The organism is Mycobacterium sp. 852002-51163_SCH5372311 (genome assembly GCF_001667115.1).
Lineage (GTDB): Bacteria > Actinomycetota > Actinomycetes > Mycobacteriales > Mycobacteriaceae > Mycobacterium.
The window spans coordinates 11,889-27,244 of the sequence record NZ_LZIJ01000020.1 but is presented as its reverse complement, the minus strand read 5'-3'; the positions used below and the strand labels follow the sequence as shown (position 1 = coordinate 27,244).

At 66.0% G+C, this 15,356-nt stretch carries 16 protein-coding genes; 6 read left to right on the top strand and 10 right to left on the bottom strand.

Annotated features, from left to right (window positions below; all coding sequences use genetic code 11):
* Positions 1 to 214: 214 nt before the first annotated feature.
* The 5 genes from A5791_RS02345 to A5791_RS02325 all read right to left on the bottom strand — a co-directional run bounded on the left by A5791_RS02345 (position 215) and on the right by A5791_RS02325 (position 4,047).
* Positions 215 to 1,180, bottom strand: coding sequence for an alpha/beta fold hydrolase (locus A5791_RS02345; RefSeq protein ID WP_067230387.1), 966 nt, complete (start codon positions 1,178 to 1,180; stop codon positions 215 to 217).
* A complete protein-coding gene (locus A5791_RS02340) occupies positions 1,177 to 1,632 on the bottom strand; it encodes a DUF2834 domain-containing protein (RefSeq protein WP_369828010.1) in 456 nt (151 codons plus the stop codon). The genes A5791_RS02345 and A5791_RS02340 overlap by 4 nt, the downstream gene beginning before the upstream one ends.
* A 48-nt stretch (positions 1,633 to 1,680) precedes the next feature.
* The gene (locus A5791_RS02335) at positions 1,681 to 2,016 is read right to left on the bottom strand and encodes a DUF732 domain-containing protein (RefSeq protein ID WP_067230380.1); all 336 of its coding nucleotides are present in this window, start codon (positions 2,014 to 2,016) and stop codon (positions 1,681 to 1,683) included.
* A gap of 61 nt (positions 2,017 to 2,077) precedes the next feature.
* Positions 2,078 to 3,589: a sodium:alanine symporter family protein gene (locus tag A5791_RS02330; protein WP_067230377.1), complete on the bottom strand. Its 1,512-nt coding sequence runs from the start codon at positions 3,587 to 3,589 to the stop codon at positions 2,078 to 2,080.
* A 125-nt stretch (positions 3,590 to 3,714) separates the two neighbouring features.
* On the bottom strand, positions 3,715 to 4,047 hold the full coding sequence (locus A5791_RS02325) for a DUF732 domain-containing protein (RefSeq protein ID WP_231995772.1): 333 nt from the start codon (positions 4,045 to 4,047) through the stop codon (positions 3,715 to 3,717).
* A 302-nt stretch (positions 4,048 to 4,349) separates the two neighbouring features.
* On the opposite strand from A5791_RS02325, the gene A5791_RS02320 reads away from it, so the two are divergent.
* Both A5791_RS02320 and A5791_RS02315 read left to right on the top strand, forming a co-directional pair.
* On the top strand, positions 4,350 to 5,108 hold the full coding sequence (locus A5791_RS02320; protein WP_067230372.1) for a Clp protease N-terminal domain-containing protein: 759 nt from the start codon (positions 4,350 to 4,352) through the stop codon (positions 5,106 to 5,108).
* Positions 5,109 to 5,189: 81 nt separating this feature from the next.
* A complete protein-coding gene (locus A5791_RS02315; RefSeq protein ID WP_156660961.1) occupies positions 5,190 to 5,723 on the top strand; it encodes a hypothetical protein in 534 nt (177 codons plus the stop codon).
* 2 nt (positions 5,724 to 5,725) lie between these two features.
* On the opposite strand, the gene zapE is transcribed toward A5791_RS02315, so the two are convergent.
* A complete protein-coding gene (zapE, locus tag A5791_RS02310) occupies positions 5,726 to 6,892 on the bottom strand; it encodes a cell division protein ZapE (protein ID WP_067230370.1) in 1,167 nt (388 codons plus the stop codon).
* On the opposite strand from zapE, the gene A5791_RS02305 reads away from it, so the two are divergent.
* Genes A5791_RS02305 through msrB form a run of 4 tightly spaced genes read left to right on the top strand, consistent with a single transcriptional unit; the run spans position 6,891 to position 11,044 of the window.
* Positions 6,891 to 7,643 carry a pyrimidine reductase family protein gene (locus A5791_RS02305; RefSeq protein ID WP_067230367.1) on the top strand — a complete coding sequence of 251 codons (753 nt, stop codon included), beginning with the start codon at positions 6,891 to 6,893 and terminating at the stop codon, positions 7,641 to 7,643. The genes zapE and A5791_RS02305 overlap by 2 nt on opposite strands.
* Positions 7,644 to 7,662: 19 nt before the next feature.
* The gene (locus A5791_RS02300; RefSeq protein ID WP_082966693.1) at positions 7,663 to 9,252 is read left to right on the top strand and encodes an alpha/beta hydrolase; all 1,590 of its coding nucleotides are present in this window, start codon (positions 7,663 to 7,665) and stop codon (positions 9,250 to 9,252) included.
* 22 nt (positions 9,253 to 9,274) lie between these two features.
* Complete coding sequence (aftC, locus tag A5791_RS02295) at positions 9,275 to 10,615, top strand: arabinofuranan 3-O-arabinosyltransferase (protein ID WP_067230364.1); 1,341 nt, start codon at positions 9,275 to 9,277, stop codon at positions 10,613 to 10,615.
* 18 nt (positions 10,616 to 10,633) lie between these two features.
* Positions 10,634 to 11,044 (top strand): peptide-methionine (R)-S-oxide reductase MsrB, encoded by a 411-nt coding sequence (gene msrB, locus A5791_RS02290; RefSeq protein WP_067230362.1) that lies wholly within the window; start codon positions 10,634 to 10,636, stop codon positions 11,042 to 11,044.
* Between the two features lie 272 nt (positions 11,045 to 11,316).
* Here the strand turns inward: msrB and A5791_RS02285 are convergent, their stop codons facing one another.
* The 4 genes from A5791_RS02285 to hemE are packed head-to-tail and all read right to left on the bottom strand — an operon-like array spanning position 11,317 to position 15,219.
* Positions 11,317 to 12,066 (bottom strand): class I SAM-dependent methyltransferase, encoded by a 750-nt coding sequence (locus A5791_RS02285; RefSeq protein WP_067230358.1) that lies wholly within the window; start codon positions 12,064 to 12,066, stop codon positions 11,317 to 11,319.
* Complete coding sequence (hemQ, locus tag A5791_RS02280; protein WP_067230355.1) at positions 12,063 to 12,758, bottom strand: hydrogen peroxide-dependent heme synthase; 696 nt, start codon at positions 12,756 to 12,758, stop codon at positions 12,063 to 12,065. Before hemQ ends, A5791_RS02285 begins: the two co-directional genes overlap by 4 nt.
* Positions 12,759 to 12,763: 5 nt before the next feature.
* Complete coding sequence (locus A5791_RS02275) at positions 12,764 to 14,143, bottom strand: protoporphyrinogen oxidase (protein ID WP_067230351.1); 1,380 nt, start codon at positions 14,141 to 14,143, stop codon at positions 12,764 to 12,766.
* Entirely contained in the window at positions 14,140 to 15,219 is a 1,080-nt protein-coding gene (gene hemE, locus A5791_RS02270; RefSeq protein WP_231995775.1) for a uroporphyrinogen decarboxylase, read from the bottom strand. Before hemE ends, A5791_RS02275 begins: the two co-directional genes overlap by 4 nt.
* Between the last annotated feature and the right edge of the window lie 137 nt (positions 15,220 to 15,356).

Below are 15,356 nucleotides of genomic sequence, written 5' to 3'. Positions count from 1 at the left end.
AATACTGCGTTGTGCCCACGCCGCGGGGCCACCCCGCCCGGGCATGATCCTCAAGATTTCGCGAGAAGTTCACGAATACTTCGCACAAGCGACGTATGGCAGTGGCGTAGGGAGGCGTCCTGAAGCAGATGATTGCCGGAGCATTCGCGCTGGCGCGGCGTCGGAGCGACCCGCCGCCAGACCTCGCAGAAGCGCCTTTGGACCGGCCCGCGAGTCACCGCTCCGCAGTCGAAACCTCTTGTGCCGGAAATGATTCGATGACTTCTACCAGCTCATCGGCCGCTTCCCAATTCAACAGGTGTCCGGCGTCGGGAACGGTGACGAGGCGTGCCCCCGGAATGCCTGCGGCAAGTCGGCGCGAGTGGTGGGGCGGGGTTGTCCGATCGGCAGAGCCGACCATGACCACCGTCGGCACCGCGATTTCACCTAGACGCGGGTATCGGTCTTCTTGCGAGAAAGCCCGCACGATCGGTAGCAACGACCCGTGGTCGTCGAGGTGTCGATTGAACAACTCGATGAACGCCGAGACCATCGTCGGCGAGGGGCGCCTCCCGCACTGCGCCGCGCCGAACAGCACCGCCACGGTCTTGCTGTGCAGCATCTGCTGCAGGACGCCGTATTGCAGCAGCGGGATCTGCAGCCGGTTCTGCGGCGCTCCGTCCAGGACGCGCCCCGCCCACGTGGCGAAGAGCACCAGCCCGCGTAGCCGCGGCGCCAGATCGGGATGGTCGAGCATGGCACGGATGGTCAGAAATCCGCCCATCGAGTGTCCGATGAGCACGCCGTCGCGAACGTCGAAGTGCTCCAGGACTGCCGCGATATCGGCCGCCATGGGCTCCGACCCGATGCCGTCGGAGCCCAGAGTTGAACGCCCGTGGCCGCGCTGATCGAAGGCGATGACTCGAAAGCCCTTGGCCTGCAACTTGTCCCACACGAAGTTCCACTCGGCCAGGGTGGCGGTGTAGCCGTGCACGAAAACCACCGGCGGTCCCTGGCCCGCGGCCAGCGCCCGCAACACTGTCCCGTCCGGGCGGGTTATCAGCGTCTCCTCACCCGTGGGCTCGGCGATGAGTTGCTCACGGGTAAAAGGATCCGGGTTTTGTTCGATCCGTGCGGCCGCCGCCCGCGCAGCGCCCCAGAATGCACCAATCATCAAGCCCGCGGCCAGCTTCGTTCTCATCGCACGTCGACCCAAACCGTAAGAGCCACAGTCAGAATGGCGAACAGACCGAGCAGGATCGTATCCATTGCGTGAAGTCGCGGTGATTCCGATGCGCCCAAACGCAATTCGCGGGCGATCAGGAAAAGCGGAAACGTCACGCTCACCGCAATCAGTGCGGACCCCAGAATGTAAGCCCAGACGAACCGTATGTGGTACCTCCTGGCTTCGATCACCATCAGGATGGTCGCGGCCAGGGCGAACATGAGGATGTCGGCGGTGATGCTTCGCGAAGCCGCCGTGACGGTGGTGTCTTTCACGAAGTCGATCAGAAAACCGGCTGGCTTGCCCGCGTATGCGAGGTTCTGGCTCCAGGTCGCGACAAGCGCCGCGAGCGCGATCGCCGCATAGACGCCGCACAGCACCTTGCGGGACATAGGCATGACCGACGGTGTTTGCTCTGCTGTTTCCACGGCCCCAACATTAGGGCAGCCCGATACCTGGCAGAACGGATATGCCGGTCAGCTGCCGGCTTTCGGGGCCGGACTGGTGTCCTCCCCGGTGACGTACTTGGGACAGTAATGTGCGGCGGCGAGCGTCGTGAACTTGGCGGCGCCGGTTCCCTGGAATGCCGGGTTGCGGTTGCGCAGTTCGGTGACGATGTCCGCGGCCGACTTTCCCTCGTCGATCAATTGACATACCGACTTGGCAGCCGTTATCGCGTGATCCGGGTCCTGGTAGGTGATTCCGGCCTGTCGCAGGTCGGCGAGGAACTCTTGATCGTTGTCGTCGGCGTGCGCCGGCGCGGCGATACCGATCATGACGGCGACGCTTGTCAGCACCAGCAGGAGTCTCATGACTTCCTGATCTTGGCAGAGGGGCTTGGCCGACGCATCTCATGGCGCGAACGCGAGACGCCTACGCCGCCGACGAAACTCGTGACAACCTGAGTGCGGACCGGCGAACCGGCTGGGCTCCGGGTAGTGCGGTGACCGGGCGACGTTGCGGGATTTCCCAGACGTCTCCTTCGAGAACGCCAGGCAGGTCCGCCTCGCTGGCCACGAAGATCGGCTCGACGCCCAGTTCCGACTGACGTTGGTAATCCTTCACCGCCGCGAACGCCCACCGGCTCAGCAGGCAAATTGCGACCAGATTGGCAATCGCCATCAGTGCCATCGCGAGGTCGGCGAGCGCCCATACCAGCGTCAGCCTGGACATGGCCCCGAACGCGATCGCCATCAGCGTGACGAGCTTCAGCGCGCGTATCGCCCAGCGGCGGCCGCCCAGGAAGAACAGGTTGGCCTCTGCGCACACGTAGTTGCTCAGCACCGAGGCGAACGCAAAGACGAACACCACCGCGGTCATCAACACGGTGGTCCACGAGCCCAGTCCGGCGGCGACGGCCGATTCGGTCAGGCTGGCACCGGCGATCGAACCGGTATGAGCGGGGTTGTACACGCTTGGCCCGGACATCAGCACGATGAGCGCCGTCGCCGTGCAGATCACCATGGTGTCGACGAAAACGGCGAGCGACTGAATCAGCCCCTGCTCCACCGGATGTGACACGGTGGCGGCACCGGCGATGTTGGGCGAACTGCCCATCCCCGCCTCGCAGGCGAACAGGCCCCGCTTGACACCGGTTGGCATCGCCACCGCGATGCCCCCGGCGAAACCGCCTGCCATTTGCTTGATTCCGAATGCGCCGCCGACAATCTGCTCGATCACCGCCGGCAGCTGGGTGATGTTGGCTGCCACAATCGCAAGCGCCAGCACCGCATACGCCAGCGCCACCCCGGGCAGGACCGTTCCGGCGAACTTGGCGATTCTGCGGACACCGCCGAAGAGCACCGGGGCCGCGAGCACGGCCAAAGCCAGCGTTGTCCAACCGACCGGGATGCCGTGGGATGACTTCAGAACTCCGCTGATGGCGTTCGTCTCCACCATGTTGAACGCGGTCGAGAACGTGATCATCAGCAACACCGCGAACAAGACGCCGCCCGCCCGGGAGCGCAGCCCGCGCTGGATGTAGAACGCGGGGCCACCCCGGAAAGTACCGTCGCCCGAGCGGACCTTGAACAGCTGGGCGAGCGTCGCTTCGACGACAGCGGTGGCCATGCCGACCGCGGCCACGACCCACATCCAGAAGATCGCGCCCGGTCCGCCGACGGTGAGCGCGATAGCGACACCGGCGATGTTCCCGGTGCCCACCCGTGACGCCAGCCCGACGCAGAATGCCTGAAAGGAAGAAATCCCACCGTCGTGACGGTGGGATTTGCGAAGCTGGCCAACCATGCGGCCGAAGTACCGGATCTGAATACACCTGGTGCGCAACGTGAAATAGATGCCGGCACCGATCAGTAAGTAGACGAGGACATGGGTGTTCAGGACATCGCTAAGCGGATCGATCAACTGCGCCTGAAGGAAGTCCAAAGTTTGCTTCCTCTCCGCGTGGCGGCTAGTCCGTCACAGGATGGTAGGTACGAAATGTTGAGGACACGTTTCGTTCACCGGGATGTCGGTAGCCAGGGTGTTAACAATCGGTCACGCGCTGCTCGCTAGGAGCCGCCACCGCCGTCGACGACATTCGTCGAAAGTGCTTTCGGGCAATAGATGTTGGCCGCGATGGCCGTGAACTTCGCGGCCTTCTCCTGACTGAGCCCAGGGTTCAGGCGTTGGACGTCCTTCACGACATCCACCATCTGCGTGCCTTGACCGGCCGTTTCGCACACCCATTTGCCGGCCGCGATCACCCGGGCCGGGTCCGGGAAGCTGATGCCGGCCGCCTGGATCGTCGCGATGAATTCGTCGTCGGTGCTGTCGGCATACGCGGGCCCGGCCACGCCGAGCACAACGGCGAGGCCCGCCAGCGTCAGGATCGGCGGCTTCACAGTGCCCTGATAGTCGCAGAGCGGCGAAGCGGTCGCATCCTCTGCGGCGGATTCGCCCTCTGAGGGGCAACTAATACGGGCCGCCACCGACTCCGGCTTTGCGGGTGAATCCTGGGCTTTGCGGGTGAATCCTGGGCTTTGCGAGTGAAACCTGGGCGGAGTCCACGGCCCGATTCCCGCCCTGCGTTCACATCGGAAGCCGTCAGTTCACGCTGGAAGCCGTCAGTTCACGCCGGAAGCGGTCAGCCCGTACGTCAACCCGAAGTTGACGACGCGCGCATCGTCAACCTATCGTTGACGGCATGGCCGAGCCGACACCGATCGCCTATCCCGTCCGCCTCGACGAGTTGATCAGCGCGATCAAACGCGTCCACAGCGACGCTTTGGAACAGCTCAGCGACGCGGTACTGGCCGCCGAGCATTTGGGCGAGGTCGCCGATCACCTGATCGGGCATTTCGTCGACAAGGCGCGCCGGTCGGGCGCCTCGTGGACTGATATCGGCAAGAGCATGGGCGTCACCAAGCAGGCCGCGCAGAAGCGGTTCGTGCCGCGCCCCGAAGCCAGCGTGCTGGACCCGGATCAAGGCTTCGGGCGCTTCACACCGAGGGCGCGCGGGGCCGTCGTCGCCGCTCAGAACATCGCCCACGAAAACGCCAACAGCGAGATCACCCCCGACCATCTGCTGCTCGGGCTGCTCAGTGACCCGGCCGCGCTGGCAACCGTCCTGCTCAACCTGCAACACGTCGACGCCGAGACGCTGCGGGCGGCCGTGACCCTTCCCCCGCCCGCCGCCGAGGTGCCCGAACTCATCCCGTTCAACGGCCCGGCGCGCAAGGCGCTCGAACTGACCTTCCGCGAAGCACTTCGGTTGGGCCACAACTACATCGGCACCGAACACCTGCTTATGGCGCTGCTCGAGCTTGAAGCCGGCGACGGGCCACTGCACCGATGCGGCGTGGACAAAGAACGCGTCGAGGTGGACTTGGTCGCCGCGCTGGAATCCCTTACCAGCGGCAACACGGTCACCGGCCCCGGCCGGGACGCTGCGCAGGACGGCTGACCAGCTACGCCAACACCTCCCCTTTGCTGCGGCGCGTGTGCAATCATGCGAGGGTCCGCCGAAGGAGCCGAGGAGGCAACGATGCACCGCTGGCTGGCCGTCATGACCACTTTCCTAGTCGCCGTTGCGGGAGTCGTCACCGTCGCAGGACTCACCTCTGCCGCACCGCGTGCCTGGGCGAGCGACGCGCCTATCGGCCACATCGGCGACACGTTGCGGGTGGATACCGGCACCTACGTCGCAGACGTCACGGTCAGCAGCGTCACGCCGTGTGACCCGCCGCCAGGATTCGGCTACACCCGCTCCGGCGTCCCGGTAAAGAGCTTTCCCGACAGCACCGTTGAGCGCGCCGACGTGACCATTCACGCGGTGCGCGTACCGAATTCGTTCATCATGGCCACCAACTTCAGCTTCAACGGCGTGACGCCGTTCGCCGACGCCTACAAGCCCCGGACATCCGACGCACCCGACGCGCTGGACAACGTCCTCGTGAACGCTCCGCAGGGATCCGTCGTGCGCGGCGAAGTGTATTGGGACGCCTACCGTGATCCGGTGTCCAACGTTGTGCTGCTGGACAAGAAGACCGGCGTGCACCTCGCCCAATGGAATCTCTGACCTCAACCGGGAGTTTGATTTACCTGGGCGGTCAGCGCCAGCAGCCGAGAAGTGGCCCGCAGATACTTCTTTCGGTAACCACCAGCCAGCATCTCCTCGCTGAAGATGGTGTCCAGCTTCGCCCCGGAAGCCACCACCGGGATGCCGGCGTCGTATAGCCGATCGGTCAGCGATACCAGTCTCAAGGCGACGTTCTGGTCGTCGATCGCGTGCACGCCCGTCAGGAAGACGGCGGTCACGTTTTCGATCAAGGTCAGATACCGCGACGGGTGCATGGTGGCCAGATGACGGCACAGGGCGTCGAAGTCATCGAGGGTCGCCCCGGCCACACCCGCCGCGCGCGCGGCGACCTGCTCGTCAGACAACGGTTTAGGCGCCGGCGGCAGGTCGCGGTGCCGATAGTCGGGTCCCTCGATCCGCACTGTGGTGAAAATGCTTGCCAGCGTGTTGATTTCGCGTAGAAAATCCTGCGCGGCGAAGCGGCCCTCGCCGAGTTGCTCGGGCAGCGTATTGGAGGTGGCGGCCACCGACACACCGCGCTCGACCAGCGACGAGAGCATCCGAGAAACCAGCGTGGTGTTGCCCGGGTCGTCCAATTCGAACTCGTCGATGCACACCGCGGTGTAATTGGCCAGCAGATCAATACATTCGGCGAAGCCGAACACCCCCGCCAACTGTGTGAGTTCGCCGAAAGTTGCGAAAGCCTTTGGCGCCTCGGCGTTTTCCGGCGCCGCCTCGGGTCCTGGACCGGGCAGCTGGTAGTACGCCGAGGCCAGCAGATGGGTCTTGCCCACTCCGAACCCGCCGTCCAGATAAAGCCCGACGCCGGGCAGCACCTCCCGCCTGCCCAACAGTTTCTTGCGGCCCGCCCGTCGCTCCACAGCCTGCCGGCAGAAGTCCTGACACGCCGCGACGGCGGCAGCCTGAGTCGGTTCCGCCGGGTCGGGACGATACGTCGCAAAGCTGACATCGGCGAACGTCGGCGGCGGCCGCAATTGCGAGATCAGTCGCTCCGGCGACACGCTCGGATGCCGGTCCACCAGATGAGCGACCGGGCCGGGCGCATTCGGCCCGGGCGCATTCGGCCCGGGCGCATTCGGCCCGGGCGCATTCGGCGAAGCGGACCCGTGCATGCAGGCACTGTAGCGGCGTGCTGCAATCAATCTCATGCCCGCACTGAGGCTGCTCGAATCCGGGCGCGAAGTCGATGACGGTGAATTGCCGCAGTTCTACGACTACCCGGCCGAGCACGACGGCGTCTGGCTGCGAGCGAATTTCATCACCAGCACGGACGGGGGTGCCACCGCGGCCGGCACCACCGCAGCGATGGCGTCACCCGGCGACAAGTTCATCTTCAATCTGCTGCGTGAATTGGCCGATGTCGTGCTGGTCGGCGCCGGCACGGTGCGCATCGAGAAGTATTCGGGCGCGCATCTGAGCGTCACTCAGCGCCAGCGTCGGCAAGCACGAGGCCAAAGCGAGGTCCCGCAGCTGGCGATCGTCACAAGAGCGGGTCGACTGGACCGGGACATGGGAGTGTTCACCCGCACCGAGGTGCGGCCCTTGGTCCTCACCTGCACGAAAGCCGCCGATTCGACGCGCGACAGGCTTGCCGGCCTGGCCGAGGTAATCGATTGCTCAGCAAACGATCCGGGCGAGGTCGACGAAGCGGCCGTGCTGGCAACCCTCGCAGCGCGCGGTCTTCGACGCATCCTCACCGAGGGCGGGCCCATGTTGCTCGGCTCGTTCGTCCAGCGAGGCCTGCTCGACGAACTCTGCCTGACGATCGCGCCCTGCCTGGTCGGCGGGTTGGCCCCACGGATCGCGACCGGATCGGGCCAGCTGTTGACCCCGATGCGGTGTGCACACGTTCTCACTGATGCGTCCGGCTACCTGTACACGCGCTACATCAAGAGCTGACGCGTCGATCCCTTTGGATATGGCTACTGTGGTCGGCATGTGTCGGCGCGCCACGTCTGCCGCGATCCTGGTCGCGGTGACCCTCTCGACGAGCCTGGTGTTGTCCGGCTGCGTCCCGCTGCTGCCCGCAGATCCGCGCTTCGCCACCAACAAAGGCGCCCGGCCGCAGGGCGTGGCCACTACCAAGCCGCCGCCAGCCGGGCCGCCGCCGATCGCCGCGCCCAAGAACGACTTGTCCTGGCGCGACTGCACCAAGCGGGTGCTCGCCGACGCCGGGGTCACCGCACCGCCCGGCCTGCTGTTGGAATGCGCTACCTATGACGCCGACCTCGACCCGGTGAACGGCGGATCGGGAACGTTGAGCATTGGCGCCGTCCGCGCTCGGTCGAGTCAGACTCCACGCGACGCCGGCCCGCTGGTCTTCACCACCGGCGCCGACCTGCCCTCGTCGACGCAGTTGGCGGTCTGGCTCTCCCGCGCCGGTTCCGACGTGCTCCGCAGCCATCCCGTCGTCGCCGTCGACCGCCGCGGCATGGGCATGTCGAGCCCCATCGACTGCCGAGACCGCTTCGACCGCCAGACGATGCGCGATCAGGCGCAGTACAAGTCCGGCGACGACCCGGTTGCCAACCTCTCGAACGTCTCGAACACCGCGACCACGAACTGCACCGACGCCCTGGCGCCGGGCGCATCGTCCTACGACAACTCCCACGCCGCCTCCGATCTGGAGCGGTTGCGCAACCTGTGGGACGTGCCCGCACTTGCCCTGGTCGGAATCGGCAACGGCGCACAGGTGGCGTTGGCTTACGCCGGATCGCGTCCCGACAAAGTTGCCAGACTGATCCTCGACTCCCCCGTTTCGCTCGGGATCAACGCCGAAGGCGCCGCCGAGCAGCAGGTCAAGGGGCAGCAAGCCGCCCTCGATGCGTTCGCCGCGCAGTGCGTGGCGATGAACTGCTCGCTGGGTCCCGACCCGAAGGGCGCTGTCTCCGTGCTGCTCGCCGATGCCCGTGCCGGTAAGGGTCCGCGCGGCGCCTCGGTGGCGTCGGTGGCCAACGCCATCGTCAGCGCCCTGGGCTATCCCGCCGGCGGCCGCGCCAACATCACCACGAGCCTGTCCGACGCGCTGGCGTCGGCCCGCGCCGGCGACACCAACCAACTGAACAGCTTGATCAACCGCGCCGACGCCACCATGGATTCGGACGGCCAGTTCGTCAACGGCTGCAGCGATGCGCTCAACCGCCCCACCCCCGACCGGGTCCGCGAGCTGGTGGTCGCGTGGGGGAAGCTCTATCCCCAGTTCGGCACGGTCGCGGCGCTCAACCTAGTCAAATGCGTGCACTGGCCGACGACTTCGCCGTCACCGCCCCCGAAGGACCTCAAGGTTGACGTCTTGCTGATGGGGGTGCAGAACGACCCGATCGTGGGCTCCGAGGGCGTCGCCGCCACCGCGGCCACCATCATCAATGCCAACGCGGCCAGCAAGCGGGTCATGTGGCAGGGCATCGGCCACGGCGCCAGCATCTATTCGTCCTGCGCGGTCCCACCGCTGATCGCATATCTGGACACCGGCAAGCTGCCCGGCACCGACACCTATTGCCCCGCCTAACAGTTGGCGGCGCGACCGGCCGGTGTACGGTTCGCTCGTGACGGCAGCTGACTCGACCCGAACCGGCTTCAGCGATTGGATACAAGCCGCATTCCGTCCCCCCACCAGTGCGCCCAGCGCGGCGACTGTGCTGCGCTCGGTGTTATGGCCGGTGGCCATCCTGTCGGTGCTGCACCGCAGCATCGTGCTCACGGCCAATGGGAACATCACCGACGATTTCAAGCCCGTTTACCGTGCGGTGCTCAACTTCCGGCGCGGCTGGGACATCTACAACGAGCACTTCGACTACGTCGACCCGCACTACCTTTACCCGCCCGGCGGCACACTGCTGATGGCCCCATTCGGGTATCTGTCCTTCACGCCGTCGCGCTACCTGTTCATCCTGATCAACACCGTCGCCATTTTGCTTGCCTGGTACTTGATGCTGCGGTTGTTCAAATTCACGCTGTCCTCGGTCGCGGCGCCCGCCTTGCTGCTTGCCATGTTCTGCACCGAGACGGTGACCAGCACGCTGGTGTTCACCAACATCAACGGCTGCGTACTGCTGGCTGAGATGCTCTTCCTGCGGTGGCTTTTGGACGGCAGAGTCAGCCGTCAGTGGTGGGCCGGCCTAGCGATAGGACTGACGCTGACTCTCAAACCCCTGCTCGGGCCACTGCTGTTGTTGCCGCTGCTGAACCGCCAGTGGCGCACGCTGGTGGCCGCCTTCGCGGTCCCCATCGTTATCAATCTGATTGCGCTGCCGCTAGTGCCCCACCCGATGGACTTCTTCACCCGCACGCTGCCCTACATCCTGGGCACGCGCGACTATTTCAACAGCTCGATCGAGGGCAACGGGGTGTACTTCGGGCTGCCGACGTGGCTGATAGTGTCCCTGCGAATTCTATTTACGCTGCTGGCAATTGGCGCCCTTTGGCTGCTGAACCGCTACTACCGCACCAGGGATCCGCTGTTTTGGTTCACCAATTCGGCCGGTGTGCTGCTGCTGTGGTCGTGGCTGGTGCTGTCGCTGGCCCAGGGTTACTACTCAATGATGCTGTTCCCGTTCCTGATGACGGTCGTGCTGCCCAATTCGCTGATCCGCAACTGGCCGGCCTGGCTCGGTGTCTACGGCTTCATAACGCTGGACAAGTGGTTGATCTATAAGGCGATGCGATATGGCCGCGCCCTGGACTACCTGAAAATCACCTACGGCTGGTCGTTGCTGCTGATCGTGGTGTTCACCGTGCTCTGCTACCGCTACCTGGACGCCAAGGCGGAGGATCGGCTGGACAGCGGCATCGACCCGGCATGGCTGACCGCCGAGCGGGAACGCGCGATGATCGCAACCGCAGCGGAGACGGGCGCGGCGGGTCACCGCTAGTTTCGCTAGCGTGGACGCATGACCCGTCCAAAGCTTGAGCTGTCCGATGACGAGTGGCGGCAAAAACTGACCCCGGAAGAGTTCCACGTGCTGCGTCGCGCCGGTACCGAGCGGCCGTTCACCGGTGAGTACACCGACACCAAAACCGAGGGCGTCTACGAGTGCCGAGCCTGCGGGGCCGAATTGTTCCGCAGCACAGAAAAATTCGAGTCACACTGCGGCTGGCCGTCATTCTTCGATCCATCGAGCTCCGACGCGGTGATCCTGCGTTCCGACAATTCGATGGGAATGGCGCGCACCGAGGTGTTGTGCGCCAACTGTCACAGCCACCTCGGTCATGTATTCGCCGGTGAGGGGTATCCGACGCCGACGGACCAGCGCTACTGCATCAACTCGATCTCGCTGCGCCTGGTGCCGACAAAGGCTTAGCCGGTTAGGGCCCGCGGGCCGCCGGTCGCAGCAGTCCCACTAGTCACGGGAAAGTTCGATGTGTTGGCGCAGCGAATGCGATAGCGCCGGCGCTAGCACTTGCCGGAAACGGATGGTGCTTCCCTTGCCTCAATAACCCCACCAGTCACGGGAAAGCTCGGGTGTGTCGCTTCAACGATGTGATAGCGCTGGCGTTAGCACTTTCCGGAAACGATTGGTAGCAGCCGCGGCGGTGCTGAAGTGACACCTGTGACTAGGGCGCTAAGCCTGGCTCAGTCGACCCGGGTGGCGTGCACTTCCCAGAACGGCGCGTGCAGCCTGCCGTTGACCAGCCACGGCTCCATCGCCCGGAACTGCTTCAGCATTTCGGCCGCTTGCTCGGCAACATCGGGATTGCGCGCCGCCATCATCTCGATCGTCTCGGCGCTGATATTGACCTGGTAGGTGGTGGTGCCCAGGTAGGTGATCTCGAAGCCGCCGAGGGGAAGAACTTCGCGAAAGCTGTTCTCGGACAGCGACCGGAACATTTTAAAGCCGTTGACGTCGTGTTCGCCGAACTCGAACATATAGAGTCGCGCTCCCGGCTTGGTCGCCCGGTGCAGCGCCTGCACGTAGGACTTCTGCAGCTCGGGCGCGGTGCTGAAGGTGTGGTAGAAAGCGCAGTCGACGACGGTGTCGAACCGGTTGTCCAGGCCCTCCAGCTTCGTCGCGTCGGCGACCTCGAAGTTGACCGAGACGCCCGCCTTGCGCGCGTTCTCCTTGGCGCGCTCGATAGCCGCGGCCGACCCGTCGATGCCGGTGGCCGAATAGCCCTTGGAGGCGTAGTAGATCGCGTGATGCCCTGGGCCGGTGCCCGGGTCGAGCACCTCGCCCCTGATCGCGCCCACCGCGACCAGCTGCTGAACCACCGGCTGCGGGCCGCCGATGTCCCACGGCGTGGCGGCGGGCAAGCCGTGCGACCGCCGATCGTCGCGGTACATGTCCTCGAAACGAGTGGGATCGGTGGGGTCCGGGGTGGTCATGGCAGCGCGTTCACCAACTGCTCGACCGGCACTCGCGGCCCGGTGAAGAACGGCGTTTCCGCCCGGGTGTGACGCCGGGCGTCGGTCGCGCGCAGTTCCCGCATCAGGTCCACTATCCGGTCCAGTTCGGGTGCCTCGAACGCCAGGATCCACTCGTAGTCGCCGAGCGCGAACGCCGGCACCGTATTGGCCCGAACGTCCTTGTACTCGCGGGCGGCCATGCCATGCTCGGCGAGCATGCGTCGGCGCTCTTCGTCGGGCAACAGGTACCACTCGTAGGACCGCACGAACGGGTACACGCAGACGTAGTTGCCGGGGTCTTCGCCGGCCAGAAACGCCGGGATATGGCTTTTGTTGAACTCCGCCGGCCGATGCAGCGCGACGCTGCTCCACACCGGCGAACTGGCCCTGCCCAGTGTGGTGGTGCGCCGGAAATCGGCGTACGTGGCCTGCAGCGCCTCGACGCGCTCGGCGTGCGTCCAGATCATGAAGTCGGCGTCGGCGCGCAGCCCCGCGACGTCGTATAGGCCGCGCACGACGACCCCGCGTTCCTCCTGCTGCTTGAAAAACGTCGCGGCGTCGTCGACGACAGCATCCCGCTGGTCGCCGAGCTCGCCGGGTCGCACCGAAAACACCGAGAACATCAGGTAGCGAAGCGTCGAGTTCAGCGCCTCGTAGTCCAGCCGGGTCATGGGACCTATCGTGCCACTTGCGCGTCGAGCGCCTCGACATCCCTGATGACGCGGGTGACCGCTGAGCCGGCCGCGCCAATGCAAGCGGGCACGCCGATGCCGTCCAGATAGCTGCCCGCTACCGCCAGCGTCGGCGGCAGACCCGCCCGCACCTGCGCGACCAGATCCGCATGACCCGGTCCGTACTGCGGCATGGCGTCGACCCAGCGCTGCACGCGGACATCGACCGGCTGAACGTCCAGACCGAACACCGCGGCCAGGTCGCTCAGCGCCCAGGCCAGCAGTTCGTCGTCGGAAGCCCGGACGGCCAGATCCTCGCCGAACCGCCCAAATGACAGCCGCAGCAGCTGCACCTCAGCATCGTCGCCCCATTTCCGCCCCCATTTTTGGGACGACAAGGTGATCGCCTTGGCTCGCAACGGCTCACCACTGGCCACCAGCACACCGGAAGAATCCGGAAACGCAGTGTCGGCCGGCACCGCCAGCGCAACCACCGCCGACGAGGCACTGGCGATCCGGCCGGCGGCGGCGACGCTGCGCGGGGCCAGATCCTCGACCAGGCGCACCAGTCGCGCGGCCGGGACGGCCAGGATCACTGCGTCGGCGTGCCAGCTGGTACAGGTGTCGTCGTGCAGCACCCAACCGGGTTCCAGCTTCGTCACCGCGGCCTGCACCCACCGCAGCCGGCTGCGCGCCGCGAGTTCGTCGAGCAGTACCTGATAGCCACCGCTCAGCGATCCGAACACCGGCCCGCCGTCGGCCGGCGGCAATCCCCGCCGAACCGCGTCGGTCAAACTCCCCGCGCCGCCGTCGAGCGCGGCCGCAACGGTGGGCGCCCCCGCACGCAGCCCAATCGTCGCCGCCGACCCCGCGTACACCCCGCCCAGCAGCGGATCCACCGACCTCGCCACGGCCTGTTCGCCGAACCGGTCGGTCACCAGCGAGGCCACCGACGGATCGCTGCCGGGCTGCCAGCTGAAAGGACGGCCCGGTTCGGCCTCGATGCGCGCGAGCGTGTCCTCGTCGACCAGTCCGGCCACCGATGCAGCCGACGACGGGATACCGGCCACCGTGCCCGACGGCAGGGGGTGCAGCTCGCCCTGGCTGTAGATCAACGGTCGGGCGCCGGTCGTGCCGCGTTGGCGCCCCGACAAGCCCAGCTCGGTCAACAGCGCCGGCATCTCGGGCCTGCGCAGCACGAACGCTTCAGCGCCCACGTCCATGGGCCGGCCGGCCACCAGCTCGGTGCGCAGCACCCCGCCGAGCCGGTCGGCGGGATCGAACAGCGTGATGATCGCGTCGTCACCCGCGGCCGCCCGCAGCCGGTAGGCCGCCGTCAAACCCGAAATACCGCCACCCACAATGCAATACGAACGCGCCCTCATAACGAGTGGACCAGCGACACCAACTCGGTCAGCACTCCGGGATCGGTCTCCGGCAGTACTCCGTGGCCGAGGTTGAAGACGTGGCCGGCCGCGCCGGCGTCCACGGCGCGACGCCCGTCGTCGACGACGGCACGTGCGGCACGTTCCACCACCGGCCAACCCGCCAACAGCACCACCGGGTCGAGGTTGCCCTGCAGCGCCGTCCCGGGTTGCACGCGGGCCGCGGCGTCGGTGAGCGACGTGCGCCAATCGACGCCTACGGCCGTGCCCTGTCCGGCGCAGGTGCCGGACTTCAGGGCCTCGGACATCGCGCCCAGCAGCTCAGCGGTCCCCACACCGAAGTGCGTCATCGGCACGCCGTAGTCGGCCAGCGAAGCGAAAACCCGGGCGCTGTGCGGCAGCACGTACTGGCGGTAGTCGGCCAGCGACAGCGTGCCGGCCCACGAATCGAACATCTGGATGGCGTCGACCCCGGCGTCGATCTGGCCGCGCAGAAACGCGATGGTCAAATCGGCCAGCTTCGTCATCAGCGCATGCCAGCTCGCCGGCTCGGCCAGCATCATCGCCTTGGTACGGGCGTGGTTTCGGCTGGGCCCGCCTTCGACGAGATAGGACGCCAAGGTGAACGGGGCACCGGCGAAACCGATCAACGGTACCTCGCCCAATGCGTCGATCAGCAACGAGACCGTCTGCAGCACCGGCTGAATCGATTGTGGCTCAAGGGGTTTCATCGCATCGATATCTGCGGCGGTGCGAACCGGATGAGCGATCACCGGTCCGACGTCGGCGACGATGTCCAGATCGATGCCCGCCGCCCGCAGCGGCACCACTATGTCGGAGAACAAGATTGCCGCGTCAACGTCGTAGCGGCGTATCGGCTGCAGAGTGATCTCGCAGGCAACTTCCGGCTCGAAGCAGGCCGCCAGCATGCTGTGGCGTTCTCGCAACGCCCGATACTCGGGCAGCGAACGACCCGCCTGCCGCATGAACCACACCGGGACTCGGCTGGGTTTGCGGCCGGCGACGGCGGCCAGATAGGGCGACTGGACGAGGTCGCGACGGGTACGCGCAGGAATATTCACTGGCCCCAATGCTGCCACGTCGGCCAAATCCTGTGCCCCGGACCCGTTAGTGGGCGGCCGTTTTGGGTAAGCGCCGTTAGGCGGGGACACATTTTCGAAGTCCAGTCGCCCCCCTCGACTGCCGCGGAAGG

What these genes read in the sequence shown, in the direction of transcription:
- A5791_RS02345 (WP_067230387.1), bottom strand. Translation starts at nt 1,180, where the DNA reads ATGAGAACGAAGCTGGCCGCGGGCTTGATGATTGGTGCATTCTGGGGC.
- A5791_RS02335 (WP_067230380.1), bottom strand. Translation starts at nt 2,016, where the DNA reads ATGAGACTCCTGCTGGTGCTGACAAGCGTCGCCGTCATGATCGGTATC.
- A5791_RS02320 (WP_067230372.1), top strand. Translation starts at nt 4,350, where the DNA reads ATGGCCGAGCCGACACCGATCGCCTATCCCGTCCGCCTCGACGAGTTG.
- A5791_RS02315 (WP_156660961.1), top strand. Translation starts at nt 5,190, where the DNA reads ATGCACCGCTGGCTGGCCGTCATGACCACTTTCCTAGTCGCCGTTGCG.
- A5791_RS02305 (WP_067230367.1), top strand. Translation starts at nt 6,891, where the DNA reads ATGCCCGCACTGAGGCTGCTCGAATCCGGGCGCGAAGTCGATGACGGT.
- zapE (WP_067230370.1), bottom strand. Translation starts at nt 6,892, where the DNA reads ATGAGATTGATTGCAGCACGCCGCTACAGTGCCTGCATGCACGGGTCC.
- A5791_RS02300 (WP_082966693.1), top strand. Translation starts at nt 7,663, where the DNA reads ATGGCTACTGTGGTCGGCATGTGTCGGCGCGCCACGTCTGCCGCGATC.
- msrB (WP_067230362.1), top strand. Translation starts at nt 10,634, where the DNA reads ATGACCCGTCCAAAGCTTGAGCTGTCCGATGACGAGTGGCGGCAAAAA.
- A5791_RS02285 (WP_067230358.1), bottom strand. Translation starts at nt 12,066, where the DNA reads ATGACCACCCCGGACCCCACCGATCCCACTCGTTTCGAGGACATGTAC.
- hemQ (WP_067230355.1), bottom strand. Translation starts at nt 12,758, where the DNA reads ATGACCCGGCTGGACTACGAGGCGCTGAACTCGACGCTTCGCTACCTG.
- A5791_RS02275 (WP_067230351.1), bottom strand. Translation starts at nt 14,143, where the DNA reads ATGAGGGCGCGTTCGTATTGCATTGTGGGTGGCGGTATTTCGGGTTTG.